Annotated in this window: 16 protein-coding genes; 7 read left to right on the top strand and 9 right to left on the bottom strand. The window is 60.3% G+C overall.

Annotation, left to right across the window (positions count from 1 at the left end; all coding sequences use genetic code 11):
• Positions 1–123: 123 nt before the first annotated feature.
• Positions 124–318, top strand: a complete 195-nt coding sequence (locus FHX06_RS22515; RefSeq protein ID WP_183880925.1) for a hypothetical protein — start codon at positions 124–126, stop codon at positions 316–318.
• 46 nt (positions 319–364) lie between these two features.
• On the top strand, positions 365–742 hold the full coding sequence (locus tag FHX06_RS22510; RefSeq protein WP_112543023.1) for an MmcQ/YjbR family DNA-binding protein: 378 nt from the start codon (positions 365–367) through the stop codon (positions 740–742).
• Here FHX06_RS22510 and FHX06_RS22505 read toward each other — a convergent pair.
• Both FHX06_RS22505 and FHX06_RS22500 read right to left on the bottom strand, forming a co-directional pair.
• The gene (locus tag FHX06_RS22505; protein ID WP_112543022.1) at positions 712–1,332 is read right to left on the bottom strand and encodes a glutathione S-transferase family protein; all 621 of its coding nucleotides are present in this window, start codon (positions 1,330–1,332) and stop codon (positions 712–714) included. The two genes, FHX06_RS22510 and FHX06_RS22505, sit on opposite strands and share 31 nt — an antisense overlap.
• Positions 1,333–1,435: 103 nt before the next feature.
• Complete coding sequence (locus FHX06_RS22500) at positions 1,436–1,792, bottom strand: DUF4406 domain-containing protein (RefSeq protein WP_112543021.1); 357 nt, start codon at positions 1,790–1,792, stop codon at positions 1,436–1,438.
• Positions 1,793–1,915: 123 nt separating this feature from the next.
• On the opposite strand from FHX06_RS22500, the gene FHX06_RS22495 reads away from it, so the two are divergent.
• Complete coding sequence (locus FHX06_RS22495; protein ID WP_113210045.1) at positions 1,916–2,671, top strand: DeoR/GlpR family DNA-binding transcription regulator; 756 nt, start codon at positions 1,916–1,918, stop codon at positions 2,669–2,671.
• Here the strand turns inward: FHX06_RS22495 and FHX06_RS22490 are convergent.
• On the bottom strand, positions 2,646–3,467 hold the full coding sequence (locus tag FHX06_RS22490) for a hypothetical protein (RefSeq protein ID WP_246715613.1): 822 nt from the start codon (positions 3,465–3,467) through the stop codon (positions 2,646–2,648). The genes FHX06_RS22495 and FHX06_RS22490 overlap by 26 nt on opposite strands.
• Before the next feature lie 66 nt (positions 3,468–3,533).
• Complete coding sequence (locus FHX06_RS22485) at positions 3,534–4,538, bottom strand: asparaginase (protein WP_183880923.1); 1,005 nt, start codon at positions 4,536–4,538, stop codon at positions 3,534–3,536.
• 198 nt (positions 4,539–4,736) lie between these two features.
• Here FHX06_RS22485 and FHX06_RS22480 point away from each other — a divergent pair, with 198 nt between their 5' ends.
• A complete protein-coding gene (locus tag FHX06_RS22480) occupies positions 4,737–5,948 on the top strand; it encodes an MFS transporter (RefSeq protein WP_183880921.1) in 1,212 nt (403 codons plus the stop codon).
• A gap of 1 nt (position 5,949) precedes the next feature.
• Here FHX06_RS22480 and FHX06_RS22475 read toward each other — a convergent pair whose 3' ends face one another.
• Complete coding sequence (locus FHX06_RS22475) at positions 5,950–6,573, bottom strand: helix-turn-helix transcriptional regulator (RefSeq protein ID WP_112971028.1); 624 nt, start codon at positions 6,571–6,573, stop codon at positions 5,950–5,952.
• Between the two features lie 100 nt (positions 6,574–6,673).
• Here FHX06_RS22475 and FHX06_RS22470 point away from each other — a divergent pair, with 100 nt between their 5' ends.
• Positions 6,674–8,131, top strand: a complete 1,458-nt coding sequence (locus FHX06_RS22470; protein ID WP_183880919.1) for an MFS transporter — start codon at positions 6,674–6,676, stop codon at positions 8,129–8,131.
• A gap of 61 nt (positions 8,132–8,192) precedes the next feature.
• On the opposite strand, the gene FHX06_RS22465 is transcribed toward FHX06_RS22470, so the two are convergent.
• The 4 genes from FHX06_RS22465 to FHX06_RS22450 all read right to left on the bottom strand — a co-directional run bounded on the left by FHX06_RS22465 (position 8,193) and on the right by FHX06_RS22450 (position 12,232).
• Positions 8,193–9,191, bottom strand: a complete 999-nt coding sequence (locus FHX06_RS22465) for an NAD(P)H-quinone oxidoreductase (RefSeq protein ID WP_113116251.1) — start codon at positions 9,189–9,191, stop codon at positions 8,193–8,195.
• A 77-nt stretch (positions 9,192–9,268) separates the two neighbouring features.
• Positions 9,269–11,074, bottom strand: a complete 1,806-nt coding sequence (locus FHX06_RS22460) for a GGDEF domain-containing protein (RefSeq protein ID WP_210295343.1) — start codon at positions 11,072–11,074, stop codon at positions 9,269–9,271.
• Positions 11,075–11,228: 154 nt separating this feature from the next.
• Positions 11,229–11,471, bottom strand: a complete 243-nt coding sequence (locus FHX06_RS22455; RefSeq protein ID WP_112543014.1) for a type II toxin-antitoxin system ParD family antitoxin — start codon at positions 11,469–11,471, stop codon at positions 11,229–11,231.
• Positions 11,472–11,683: 212 nt separating this feature from the next.
• Positions 11,684–12,232 (bottom strand): HdeD family acid-resistance protein, encoded by a 549-nt coding sequence (locus tag FHX06_RS22450; RefSeq protein ID WP_112543013.1) that lies wholly within the window; start codon positions 12,230–12,232, stop codon positions 11,684–11,686.
• 140 nt (positions 12,233–12,372) lie between these two features.
• Here FHX06_RS22450 and betI point away from each other — a divergent pair, with 140 nt between their 5' ends.
• Both betI and betB read left to right on the top strand, forming a co-directional pair.
• Complete coding sequence (betI, locus tag FHX06_RS22445; RefSeq protein WP_246715612.1) at positions 12,373–13,047, top strand: transcriptional regulator BetI; 675 nt, start codon at positions 12,373–12,375, stop codon at positions 13,045–13,047.
• Complete coding sequence (gene betB, locus FHX06_RS22440; RefSeq protein ID WP_183880917.1) at positions 12,992–14,455, top strand: betaine-aldehyde dehydrogenase; 1,464 nt, start codon at positions 12,992–12,994, stop codon at positions 14,453–14,455. Before betI ends, betB begins: the two co-directional genes overlap by 56 nt.
• Positions 14,456–14,478: the final 23 nt, after the last annotated feature.

Here is a 14,478-nt window from a genome sequence, read left to right as displayed (position 1 = left end):
GTTCGCGGCGGATATTGTGATCATTGGACGCCGATCTCCATTCCATAACTAGATGGGAGCGCCCGGCCAACTGAAATCCGTTGCGCCAAAAGCCGAGCTGCGCCCTCAGAAAGCGAGAGCAAGATGTCGTTGCTGAAGTTTTTCTTGAACGAATCCAACCCTGTCTCCAGAGTTCCGCACAGCGAACATGACAGGGATGACGATCTTCTCGATCACCCGGATATCGCCTCGATGTCGCAGCGGGAGCTTGCCGACCTGCCGCTGCCGGCCCCCGTGCCCGGACGCCCCCTGCAACGACAACTAGAGAAATGCGCCTGAACATATGATAGAATTTGCCCGGGGACGATTCAGGGCGGACATTACGATGGAAAGCATAGCGAGCATTCTGGCGCGATTGAAGCGGTTGACAAAGGAGGCTGGCCTTTCCGGCATCGAGGAAAGCACGTCTTATGGCAACCTGGCGCTGAAGGTCGGGGGCAAAAGCTTCGTCGCGGTCAAGAACGACGAAACGGTGGTGATCTCGATCCCGATCGACCACAAGGAACATCTATTGACGATGGCGCCAGACATCTACTTTCAGACGAACCATTATGTCGGCTGGCCGCACCTGCCCGTGCGGATCGCCGCCATCGGCGACGATGAACTCAAGCAACGGCTGATCGACGCCTGGACGTACCGGGCGCCGAAGAAGCTCATATCTGCGTACCGTGCTCAGGCCTTTTCGCGTGCCAGCGCGCGCTGAACAGCAGGGCGTTCCAGCATGCGGGCATAATGCGCGCTGATCCCCGGGAAACGCGCGGGATCCACGCCATCGGACGGCAGCCAGCCGGTCATGACGAAAAGATAGGGGTCGGCGACCGTATAACTGTCACCCATCACCCATGGCCCCCTGAACAGGGCGGCCTCGATAAGCTCAAAGCTTTCACCCATGGTCTGCGGCACCTTGGCCTTCATCGATTCCAGCGCAGCTTCGTCATCAGCCCAGCGGGAACCGCGCGGGCGGTGGGCGTGGTTCACATGCACGGTGGAAGAGATATATCCGTTGAAAGCTTGCAGCCGGGCAAACTCGAACGGATCGTCTAGCGGAGCGAGTTTCGCGGTCGGCGCCATCTGGGCGATGTAGGCGAGGATCGCCGTCGACTCCGTCAATACGCCACGGTCGGTGACGAGTGCCGGAACGCGGCCCTTCGGATTGATCTTCAGAAATGCTTCCGAGCGCTGCTCGTTCTCCCGCGTATTGACCTTCTTCGTATCGAAGGAAAGGCCGGATTCCTCCAGGGCAATGAGGCTTGCGAGAGCGCAGGTACCCGGTGCGAAATAGAGTGTGTGCATAATGAGACTCCCCTTTCGGGGAGCCTTATAGCGCGAGTTTCAGGACCGGCGAAAGACGCCGGGGCGCTTTCTCTTCTGCGTCTCGGGAAGAAGAGGCAGGGCCTCAAGCGCAACCCGGCACGTCCTCCAGCCGATACCAGACGGGAATGCCGCGCTCGGTGGCGATGCGGACGTCATTATCGGCACCCTTGGAGTCGCCCGGCAGGCGCAGAACGCCCTCGCAAAGCTGCAGCAGCCTGCCTGCGACCGGATGGAAGATTTCCTCGTAGAGATCGTCACCCACCGACTTGCCGCCGGCGGCGTTCCACACCGGCAATGCCACCCATTCACCGATCATGGGGACATGGCCAGCCTTGAAGAGCGCGTGCGAGGGCTGCTCGAGGCGCTTGAGATTGGCAGCCATCTTCGTCGGGTCATCGCCCGTCCCGGACCTGTAAGGCCCGGCAATCAAAATCAACATGATCTACTCCATCAACTCCCGGCTTCATGCACAGGATTTCGCGAAAATGCACGATATTTCTTGAATGTCGAGTCAATTCGTGCATATTCACGATATTCCGTAAATTTTCGTGCAGGAACATTCATGCTGACCAGCCAACGCAAGACCCTCATTCTCGACATCCTGCGCCGCGACGGGCAGGTGATCGCCAAGCGCGTGGCGGAGGATTTCGAGCTTTCGGAAGACACGATCCGCCGCGACCTCCGCGAAATGGCGGCGGAAGGGCTATTGAAGCGCGTGCATGGCGGCGCCTTGCCCATTGCCCCCGACCTGCCAGACTTCACGGCCCGCCGCGACGTCGCTTCCGACGTCAAGGCGCGGCTCGGCGCGAGGGCGGCGCAGATGGTGAAGGCCGGACAGATGGTATTTCTCGACGGCGGCACGACGACGGCAGAAGTTGCCCGTCACCTGCCGCGCGACATCGCCTTCACGATCGCCACCCACAGCCCGACGATCGCCGCCGAGTTGGAGCATCACCCGACGGCCGAGGTGATCCTCTGCGGCGGCAGGCTCTACAAGCATTCCATGGTGGCGACAGGCGCGGTCGCAATGACTGCAATCTCCGCTCTGCGGCCGGATCTCTTCTTCCTCGGCGTGACGGCCGTCCATCCCGTGCACGGATTTTCGACCGGGGATTTCGAGGAGGCGGCCATCAAGCGGCATATCGCCCGGTGTTCGGCGGAGACGCACGTGCTGCTGACGGCGGAGAAATTCGATCTCGTTTCACCCTGCACAGTGCTTGCCGCAAGCGAAGTGGCGGGGCTGATCGTGCCCGCAGAAATGCCTAGGGAAAGGCTTCAGCCCTACGCCGAACTCAATGTCGCAATTGCCTCAGCTTGACCCGCTTCCGGCGGAGCGGAGGAACGAGGCCCGGCGGCAGCAGGCTGAGGACAAGCGCGGCGATGAAAACCATAAGCACGAAGACACCAGGCAGGACATTGCCGAGCCCAAGCGTCAGTATCTCGTGGAAGCGTGGCTGGACATTGGCAATGATGGCCGCGAGCGCCGGCATGCCTAGAAGCTTAGCCACCATCGATGAAAGCCAGTTCATTTCAGCAACAGCGGCGAGAACGCCATAGAAGGCCGCGGCGTAGACAATGCCGCGTAGGACAGTCGAGGCGCCGAGGGGCCCGGTGCCATCATCCTCGAAGGGAATGGCAAGATAGGCAAGCAAGGAGGCGAGAAACAGGAAAGCCAACGGAAGCGCTTCAGATATCGCGGCCCATTGCAGGCGTTCGCCGGTCGCGACGAACAACAGGAAGGGCATGGAGGCCACAAACCACAGGGTTACCGGCAGCCCCCAAAGCCGCAGCAGCGAAAGGTAGCTCAGCCGCAGCAGCGCAGCGCCAAACAGAATCCCGATCGCAATCCACACGCCTGCAGTTTTCAGCGTACCGGCCATGAACTGCACCACCGGCATGCAGGAGCCGGCCATTTCCACACAATTGGAGAGCTGGACCGCAAGCCAGGTGAAGTAATCGAAGCAGAGCGTAAAGAACATCAGGAGGGTGATGCCAGTCAGCATCCACCACAAATAGCGGCCTGCGAACATGTTCTGCCCTCGCAGATCAGGAGGAACCGTATTGATGCGCTCCGTCGCGGCGAAGACACGGCTGACCGCCGGACGTGCCTCCATTTATATTAGGCAGTTCTTATTTTTTTATAACTTATATATTTAACAATGCAGCGATCGGGGCAGCGATCAGGCAAAGGCATCTGTCACCCTGACCTCACCGACATGGATGCCGTTCCAGTTGCGCATCGATTTATTTGCCAGAGCGCTCAGCGCGGCATGTTCCTTGCCGCCCTTCTCGAAGTAGCGTGCAAGCGTTGCGGCAACCATGGCCTCGGCAGCGCGCGTGGTGCCGTCATCACACTTCAATGCGATTGCAATTCCCTGTTCCGGGATAGCCGCGCAGAAGACACCTTCCGCGCCCGTCTTGCAAAAGATCCGTCCGGGGGCGATCTGCATCAGTTCGGTGCAGGCACGGCCGGTGCCGGCCACATAGAAGGGCTCGGCCATGCAGGCTTCGATGAGCCGGCGGGAAGCTTTCGCGCGTTCGGGGCCAAGACCATGACCCGTCGCCATCTTCGCAAAGCCATGAGCAAGTGCTTTCAGCGGCACGGCATAGGTCGGAATGGAGCAGCCGTCGGTGCCGCAGACATCATGACCGAGTGTGGCGCCCGTCAGGTCCCCCATGGCGTCTCGGATCTGCTGCTGCAGCGGATGATCGTAGCTGACATAACCCTTGCTATCGATATCCTGATGGCAGCAGACGCAGATGAAACCGGAATGCTTGCCGGAGCAATTGTTATGAAGCGCCGTCGGCTTCTCCAGCGTGCGCGCCTGATGGATCAGCGTCTTCTGGTCCGAGGACCAATGCGCGCCGCATTCCAGCGCCCCCACGTCACGGCCGGCACGCGAGAGCATGGAGGCGGCAAGCGCCACATGTTCATCCTCGCCGCTATGCGAGGAACAGGCGAGCGCCAACTCCCTGTTGCCGAAGCCATAGGCATCCGCCGCGCCGCTTTCGAGCAGCGGCAGGGCCTGCATGGCCTTGCAGGCCGAGCGCGGGAAGACACTTGCTTCGATATCGCCACGCGAAAAGGCGACACGGCCATCGCCATCCACGACCGCAACAGAACCGCTGTGACGGCTTTCGACAAGCAGGCTCCTGGTGACTTCGACGAGGACGGGATTGGGCATGGCAAGGATCCGGATGTGGGTAAAGAGACTGCAGGAGGCATAGCCCCTCCATCTCTGAAAGCCAACGGAATTCGCGCCTGATGCCGGCCAATCACAGCATCTAAACAGCGATCACACGAAGTGACCGGCGGTGCGTCAAACTATCGTTTTCCGTGTGGACGCTATGGGGCTAAAGGTGGGGTATCAGGACTCGTTTTCATGCCATCCTCATTCTCTTCCATCATCCGCGACAGCCGCATCCGCATTCCAACCGTCACGCTGGTGGCGCTCGCCTTCACCTATGCGTCGACCGTTCCCTACCAGTCGATTATCGGCATCAGCGAACTCGGCATGAGTGACGGCGCCTATTCGGCGCTGGTCTTCTTTGCTGCCATCGTCAATGTCTCGATCAGCCTGACGCTCGGCATATGGTCGGACAGGCTGACGGAAAGGCGACCGCTGGTGCTTGCGCTTTCTATTGCCGGTATGATCGGCTTCGGATCGATAGCGCTCATCCATAGTCCCGCTGTCTTCATCTTCTCGGTGCTGTTCCTCGTGCCGATGAGCAATTCCACCTATTCGCTGCTCTTTGCCAGCGTGCGGGCGCGCACCAACCAGCTGGTCCGCAGCGAAGCGGTCGCCATCACCTCGACAGTGCGCGCACTCTATTCGGGGTCCTGGGCGGTGGCGCCCGGGCTGGTCGGGCTTGCGCTGGTCACTTCGCCATCGATGACGCCGGCTTATGGCGTGGCGGCGGTGGCAAGCCTCATCTGCTTCTGTCTCTATTTCTTCTTTGCGCCCGGCAATGGACCGGTACGCGAAACGATCCCCAACCAGCCGGGCTTCTTCGCTTCACTGAAGCGGGTCTTTGCGCCCGATGTTTTCATCCGTGTTTTCGTCATGTCGCTGCTGCTCGGCCTGCAGCGGCTGAGCGGCATGGTTTCGCCGCTCATCGTCGTGCACAAGATCGGCGGCAGCGTCGTCGATGTCGGCTTTCTCTCGGGCCTGACGGCTTTTCTCGAAATGCCCTTCATGATGATGTGGGGGCTTGTACAGCGACGTTTCCGCACTGTGCATGTATTGGCTTTCGGCTCGGTGCTCTACTGCCTCTATCTGGTGCTGCTCGGCTTTGCCACCGCACCCTGGCAGCTCTATGCGCTGCTCGGTCTCAATGCCTGTGGGGCTGCTGCCATCCTCAGCCTGCCGATCACCTATCTGCAGGACCTCATCGCCGACCGGCCGGGTCTCGGCAGTTCGCTCATCTCGCTCAACACCTTTATAGGCATTGGCGTTGCCGCAGGTCTTTTCGCGCTCGGAACAGCGGTAGCGGATTATTCCGGCACGGCCTTTGTCGGGGCGGCGACAGGCATCGCCACCATCGTGATCCTGCTCTATCTGGAAAGCGGCAGCGGCGTGCGCCAGCCTGCCTAAGTCATCGCGGTGTGATGCGATAGGCGCAGCGTCGTGCCCCAAGCAGTATGTGTTCGCTGCGCTCGACCCTGGCCGAAAGCACGCTGCGGAAAGTATCGAGTTCGGAACGGCAAAAACCGGCGCAGGCGGTTGCCGCCGCGCAGATCGGACAATGGTTCTCGACCAGCATCAATGATCCATCCTCCTCCTGCCAGCTATCGGCCATATAGCCCTCGCGGCTGCGGATGGCGGCCAGCCCCTCCACGCGCGCAGCAAGATCCGGCTTGTCTGCGAGTTCGTCGCGATAGCGCTGCAGCGTTTCGTTTTCGCGGGCAGTTATGACGGCATCGAGTGCTGCGGGGCCGAGTTGCTGAACAACCGTTGTCAGCAACGTCGCAGTCAGCTCGGCGTGGCCGTCAGGGAAATGACTGTTACCTTCCGCTGTCAGATGCCAGAGCTGGCTCGGACGCCCCCTGCCCCTGGCGGCGACGCTGACGGGCTCCACCAGCCCCTCCTCCGCCATCTTCGCAAGCTGCTGGCGAGCGGCTTCGCCGGAAATACCGAGCGCATCGCCGAGCGCAGCAGCAAGCTGCGGCCCTTCTGTCTTCAACAGGATCAGGATACGATTGACAGGGGACTGGCGCATATTTTCCAAGTTATATCTTGTTTTAATCCGATGCTCATGCAATTTTCCAATTCATAACTTGGAAAATAATCACAGGTCGGGAAAAACGCAAGGATTCATCATGTCCGAGACCGCCTTGGAACCCTCAGGCTCGCCCACTTCCGTCTTCCAGCTGTTTTCTCCCACGCTTCTGCCGGCGACGCTGATGCTTGGCGGCGGCATGACGATCTCCGCCGTGGAAAGCTACATTACAGCAACGATCGCGCCGAGCATCGTGCGCGATGTCGGCGGGCTGGAGCTGTTTTCACTGGTCACGACGCTTTATATCGCCGCCACCATATTGGGCGCGATCTTCATGGCGATGCGGCCAAGGATTATCGGGCTGCGCAGCGTCTATGTCATCGCGGCTGTAATCTTCGGCATCGGCAGCCTGCTTTGTGCGGCTGCACCTTCAATGCCGGTCGTGTTGATCGGCCGGACGGTGCAGGGTTTTGGCACCGGCGCACTCGCCGCCCTTTGTTACGCCTTCATCCGCTTTGTCTATCCAGAGCCGCTCTGGCCCAAGGCGTCCACGCTCTATGCGGCGATCTGGGGTATTTCGACCGTCATTGGCCCGACGCTCGGCGGCTTCTTTGCGCATGGCAGCGCCTGGCGCTACGCCTTCGCCGTGCTTGTCCCGCTCGGCGTATTGATGGCGGTGCTGGCGCCGCGGCTCCTGCCGCAGGCCAAGGACGACCGGGAACACACAAAAATGCCGGTAGCGCAGATCTGCCTGCTGCTTGCAGCGGTGCTGCTGGTCTGCACCGCTGGCACAATCGAGTTGACGACTGCCAAGATTGGGCTGATCGGCGTTTCAATCGTCGCCGTCGGCGCCATGCTCGTCATGGAACGCAGGGGAAACAACCGGTTGCTGCCCTTGGGCGCGGTGACACTGAGCCAGCCGATATCGCGTGTCTATCTGACGATGCTCGGCCTCAACTTCGTTCTCGTCAGCGATATCTTCATTCCCTATTTCCTGCAGGTTCTGCACGGTGTAACGCCGCTGATTTCGGGCTATCTGGTGGCTCTCGTCGCGCTCGGCTGGACGGTGGCGGCCTTTTTCAGCGGCTCCTTCTCCGGCAGGAAAGCCAACGCCGCGATCATTGTGGGCTGTTCGACCGAAGCCGCAGCGACAGCCATGCTGGCCGTCTTCCTTGCCCGCGAGAACCCTGAGGCGCGCCTCATCGTCCTCGCACCGGCGGCCATCGCCATGTTCATGATGGGTTTTGGTGTCGGCCTCGGCTGGGCACATCTCGTCGCCAAGGTGCTGAAGCTGGTAGCCGACAGCGAGCAGGACAAGGCTTCAGCCGCCATCCCGACCATAAGCTCGCTCGGCAGCGCTTTCGGCGCGGCCTTCGCCGGTGTCATTGCCAACGGCACGGGACTGGTTGAGCCGGGCGGCATTGCGGGTGCATTGTCTGCGGCGAGCTGGCTCTATCTCATCATGGCATTGCCCGGGCTGATTGCGACAGGCGCAGCGCTGTCGCTCACAGCATCGAACCGAAAATCGGAATCGATTTTCGGAAAGCCCGATGCGTAGATTCAAAGAGTTAGAGTATGTCGCGATCGCAAAACCGCTATACACTCTTGTGCGACACGCTTCAGCCGAGTTTCAGCATGATCTTGCCGATGTGGTTGCTGCTCTCCATCAGCCGATGAGCGGCCGCTACATCCTCGAATGCAAAGGTCTCGTAGATGACGGGTGCGACCGTGCCGGCTTCCAGAAGCGGCCAGACCTCGGAGAGAAGATCGTCGCGGATTGCCCGCTTCTCCTCCGCCGTGCGCGGGCGCATGGTGGAGCCTGTCACAGTCAGGCGCTTGACCATGATCGGCGCCAGATTGACCTTTTCGGCAACCGCGCCCTGCAGGAAGGCGATGATGGAGAGGCAGCCGTCCTTGGCCAGCGAGGCGATGTTCTTCTCGAAATAGGCCGCGCCAATCATATCGAGGACGATATCGACGCCATGGCCGGTTTCTTCCCTGATGACGGCAGCGAAATCTTCCTGCCTGTAGTTGATGGCGCGCCTGGCGCCAAGCCTCTCGCAGGCATCACACTTTTCCTTCGAGCCGGCGGTCGCATAGACCTCGGCGCCGAAAGCCTTGGCGAGCTGGATCGCGGTCGTGCCGATGCCGCTGGAACCGCCATGGATCAGCACTTTCTCGCCTTCCGTCAGGCCGGCCATCTGAAAAAGGTTTGCCCAGACGGTAAAGAAGGTCTCGGGAAGGGCCGCTGCCTTCACCGCATCGAAACCTCTCGGGAAGGGCAGAGCCTGACCGGCCGGCAGAAGGCAATACTCGGCATAAGCGCCGCCATTGGCGAGGCCGCAGACCTTTTCGCCCAGCGAATAACCCGTCACGCCAGGTCCGATCGCGACCACCTCCCCCGCAAGTTCGAGGCCGAGAATGGGGCTTGCATCTTTCGGCGGCGGATAGCTGCCCTGGCGCTGCGAAATATCGGGCCGGTTAATGCCGACCGCTTCGGTGCGGACAAGGATCTGACCTTCCGACGGCGCTGGCACAGGTCCATCCGCAATGACCATCGCCTCCGGCCCACCGAACGAGGGCACATCGACAAAACGCATACGCGACGGCAACGACATGACCGGCTCTCCCTATTCCTAAGCAATGGAGATAAATCAGGGTCCGTAGCTTGGGAAGGCCGGAAGTGGCAGAGGCGTCAATTCGCCTCGCCTAACGTATGGAATACGAGGCCTTCGTCGCTCTCCTTGGCGCTCGACTTCACCTGGGCGATCTCGGCGCTGACCCGATTGATATCGTCGATAACCAGACCCTCGGACAGTTCCAGTACGCCGATCGAGCAGCGCATCAGTGGGAACAAGGCTTCCGCACCGGCACGATCGTGCCCGCGGATGCGGCCGGCGGCGCGGTCCTCATCCGAATAGAGATCGAGCACGTCATCATGGAAGTCGCTGATGAGACGATCGAGGATTTCCGTCAGTTCCTCTTTCGTCCAGCCGACGACGCCGATGAAGAAGTCATCGCCGCCGACATGGCCGAGGAAGTGGCGCTCGGCGAAGAAGTAGCGGCGCATCAGCGCGGCGAAGAGCGAGATCGCATGGTCGCCGAGGTGGAAGCCGTAGGCATCGTTGAAGGGCTTGAAGTTGTCGAAGTCGCAATAGCAGAAGTGGCGCACTTCATCGCCGTCGCGTCCGGAATGGCGCATGAAGTCGCGGATGGCGCGGTTGCCCGGCAGGCCGGTCAGCGGGTTCTGATCCTGCGCCGTTTTCAGTTGCTTCTCGTTGATGACCTTGATCAGCGAGGCGGCGGAAACGACACCGGCATAGCGCATGTTGTCGGTCAGGATCAGGCAGTTGCTGCCTTCCATATTGGCGAAGATCGCCATCAGCTGATCGGCGTCGCTGTCGAGGCCGACGATCGGCGCGCGCTCGACGAAATGCGATATGGCGCGCTCGTAGACCTTGTTCTTCAGAAGATCGCGGCCGAAGGGCTGGTAGATATATTCCTTGAGATGGTGCTCGTGGATGATGCCGCGCGGCTCACCATTGGCATTCAGGACCGGGAAATAGGCCTGGCGGGGATTGCGGCGGAAGAGCTCGAAGACCGTATCGATTGCGTCGCTCTCGTAGACGGTCGGCAGCATTTCGATCTGCTTGCGGATGAGGATTTCGTCGAGCGACTGGCTGGTGCCCTTGTTCTTGCCGAGTTCCTGCAGATGCGGGAAGGCCGGCACCAGTTCCGAGAGATGCGTGGAAGGGCGGGAGATGAACCAGCCCTGCACGAGATCGACGCCATAATCTCGGCAGACGATGAATTCGGCTTCCGTCTCGATACCCTCGGCGATCACGCGGGTGCCGAGGACATGAGCCATATTGACGATACTCTTCAGCAGGTGCCGCTTGCGCGGGCTGCGATCGATATCGGCGACGAAGTGGCGGTCGATCTTCAGGTAATCGACGGAATAGTCGCAGAGCAGTTTCATTTCGCCGTGACCGACACCGAAATCGTCGATCGCCAGTTTGAAACCAGCCTTGCGCAGGCGCGAGACGAGCTCAGCGAATTCGGGCACGCTGGTATTGTCGAAGCGCTCGGAGAATTCGAAACAGACGGAGGACGGTGGGATATTGGCCGTTTTCAACTGCAGAAGCAGGCTCTCGAGAAGGCGATTGCCAAGCGGGATCAGGCGGACATCGAGATTGAGAAACAGCGTCGCGGTTGCGAAGTTCGACAGCGTGGCAAATTTGGCGAGCGCACGGCTGGCCACCATTTGCTCGAGCTGCAGAAGCTGTCCGTTCTCATGGGCTTCATCCAGGATTTCGATCGGCGTCTCGAAGCCGATACGCTCCTGCCCGCGCATGAGGGATTCATAACCGAAAACCGTGCCGGTACCGGCTTCGACGATCGGCTGAAACGCATTTTCAATAACGAGTTTGGCGAGGGTGACGATCTGATCGCTGGCGTAACGACGCACGACACCCGGTTTGACGCTGGCAGCCAAAGACATGCCAATCTCCACTGTGACCTTTTCTTTTTCGGCCGGACAATGGAGCAGAAGGGTCAACGAACCCTTTCGTCAGTGTGAAACTTTCATGACCGCGCAAACGCTTATGCACGCTGCGCGCTTATTAGATTTTTTGATCTTACAATCAACGGCTTGGCTAGGCCGAACGGCGATGCTCGGCTTCGTGATCGGCGAACATATCGGCGACGCATCTGCCGCTGCCGGGTGCGCTTTCGTCAGCAAGGACTTCGCTGCTGTATTCGCCCAGTTTGCGGGCGGCATCCCACAGTCGCAGTGCCTCGCGCACGACTTCGCTGCTCGATGCATATCCACCTTGATCGACAGCATCGCGGATGCCGGCTGCCTGGAGCGGTGAGATGGAAACGGTGACCATCGGCATGGAATTCTCCTCCCATTCTATTTCGGCAGAGACTGCCTCGGGGGTCCATTTTCGGCTTCTCAAGGCGACAAGCGCCAATGCCGAAGTGCCTGAGCACAGGAGGCGGCTCTTCTGGGAAGCCGATCTCCAGCGGAGAACATTAGTCCCCCGTCATGACCTTGTCAAAAAAGAAACAGTCGGATCGAACCATCATCCCGCCTCTCTCCAAAGTTTCAAGAGCGGATACCTAGGCCGAAGGCGAGCATTGTCCAGCCCTGAACGATGAGATCGATTGCCAGGAAGAGGCCAAGGATCCAGAGGCTGTTGACAGGCCAGCCAAGCGCGATCACGAAGCCTGCGAGAGCAGTGATGAGGCCGCTCGCAACAATCCAGGCCCAGCCCTTGAGGGGCCGCATGCGGATGCCGACGAAGAGCCGGAAGACACCGGCAATGAGCAGCGCGATGGCCAGAAACAGGGTCAAGGCGGCAGATGTGAGGATGGGATTGATGAAAGCACAGATGCCGGCGAGCACATAGAGCACGCCGCTCAACGCCCAGAAGAGCACATGATCCCAACCACGCACCTGGAAGGCATGGACGAGATAGATGACACCGCCTGCCAGCATCAGCATGCCGACATAAAAGACCGAAGCGACGGTCGCCATCAGCAGGTTGCTGACAGCGATGAGACCGCAAATGAGAAGCAGCACGCCGAGACCGGCGAACCAGGCCCATTTCGACCGCAGCGGGGATGCGGACATTCCGTCATAAATATTGGCCATTTGCGCACCTCCTGATTGCCGGAGATATGCTGCAACAATTTTGCACGGAAAGAGATGAGCGAGATCAATCTGGCGAAAGATTTTTATTGATTGATCAGTCAATCAAAAATACGTTGCTTATATTCTCGGGAGAAATTGGCTTGCCGAAGGTTGGAATGGAACCGGTGCGCCGCAAGGCGCTTGTGGATGCGGCACTGCGAGTGATCGGCGATCACGGCTCGCTCACCGTCACCATGTCTGATATCGCCCGGCGGGCCGGCGTCTCGCCGGCGCTTGCACATCATTATTTCGGCAGCAAGGAGCAATTGCTGATCGAGACGGTTCGCTTCCTTCTACGCCAGTTGCGCAACGATGCGGTGACGGCGCTGAGAGAAGCAACGACACCGCGGGAAAAGGTCTCAGCCATTATCCGCGTCAGCTTCCAGGCCGACCAGTTTGCGCCGCAGACGATCGCCGCCTGGCTTGCGTTCTATGCCGAGGCCCAGCGATCCGAGGAGACACGGCGTTTCCTCGTCATCTATGCCCGGCGCCTGCGCTCCAACCTGCTGGCACCGCTAAGGTCGCTCTGCGCTGCCGATGCCGCAGAACGCATCGCCGAAGGCGCGGCCGCGATGATCGACGGGCTCTATATTCGTCAAAGTCTGAAATCGGCGCCGATCGGCATTACAGCCTCGATCGCCCTGACGGAGGATTATGTCACGACACAACTCGCCCGTATCGGGGGCATGAATCAGCAACATCAAGCCAGGGACCAGCGACATGAAAGCCCAGCCGAAAGCATCGCACTTCATCGACGGGGAATATGTCGAGGATGAAGGCGGCACCGTCATCGAAAGCATCTATCCGGCAACCGGCGAAGTGATCGCCCGGCTCCATGCCGCAACACCCGCCATCGTCGAAAAGGCGGTTGCGGCCGCCAAGCGCGCGCAGCCGGAATGGGCGGCGCTGAGCCCGATGGCGCGTGGGCGCATCCTGAAGCGCGCGGCCGAGATCATGCGCGAGCGCAATCGCGAACTTTCGGAGCTGGAAACACTCGATACCGGCAAGCCGATACAGGAAACGATCGTTGCCGACCCGACCTCGGGCGCCGATGCCTTCGAATTCTTCGGCGGCGTGGCACCCGCCGGCCTGAATGGCTCGCATATCCCGCTCGGCCAGGATTTTGCCTATACGAAACGCGTACCGCTCGGCGTCTGCGTCGGCATCGGTGCCTGGAACTATCCGCAGCAGATCGCCAGCTGGAAAGGCGCGCCGGCCCTGGTCGCCGGCAATGCCATGGTCTTCAAGCCATCGGAAACCACGCCGCTCGGTGCGCTCAAGATCGCCGAGATCCTGCATGAAGCCGGCCTGCCGAAGGGCCTCTATAACGTCATCCAGGGCGACCGGGACACCGGACCGCTGCTCGTCAACCACCCTGATGTCGCCAAGGTGTCGCTGACGGGCTCGGTACCAACAGGGCGCAAGGTGGCTGCTGCGGCTGCGGGCCAGCTCAAGCATGTGACGATGGAACTCGGCGGAAAGTCGCCGCTGATCGTCTTCGACGACGCCGATCTAGACAGCGCCGTCGGCGGAGCAATGCTCGGCAATTTTTATTCGACGGGCCAGGTCTGCTCCAACGGCACGCGCGTCTTCGTACAGAAGAAGATCAAGGGCGAGTTCCTGGAGCGATTGAAGACGCGGACCGAGGCGATCCTCATCGGCGACCCCATGGACGAAGCCAGCCAGCTCGGCCCGATGGTGTCCTGGGCGCAGCGCGAAAAGGTGTTGTCCTATATCGAAAAGGGCAAGGCCGAGGGCGCGACACTGCTGATCGGTGGCGGCATTCCGAACCATGTAACGGGCGAAGGCTACTATGTGCAGCCGACTGTCTTTGCCGATGTGACTGATGGCATGACGATTGCCCGCGAAGAAATCTTCGGCCCAGTCATGTGCGTTCTCGATTTCGACGACGAGGCGGAGGTGATCAAGCGCGCCAACACGACGGAATTCGGCCTTTCCGGCGGCGTCTTCACTGCCGATCTGACCCGCGCGCACCGCGTCGTCGATCAGCTGGAAGCCGGCACGCTCTGGATCAATACCTACAATCTTTGCCCGGTCGAAATTCCGTTCGGGGGCTCGAAGCAATCGGGCTTCGGCCGCGAGAATTCGCTGGCTGCACTCGAACACTATAGCGAGCTGAAGACGGTTTATGTCGGCATGGGGCCAGTCGTCTCACCCTACTGAGCCCATCCAAAATCGACGCATCC

This window comes from Rhizobium sp. BK512 (genome assembly GCF_014194915.1).
GTDB lineage: Bacteria > Pseudomonadota > Alphaproteobacteria > Rhizobiales > Rhizobiaceae > Rhizobium.
This window is presented reverse-complemented; position numbering and strand designations above follow the sequence as displayed.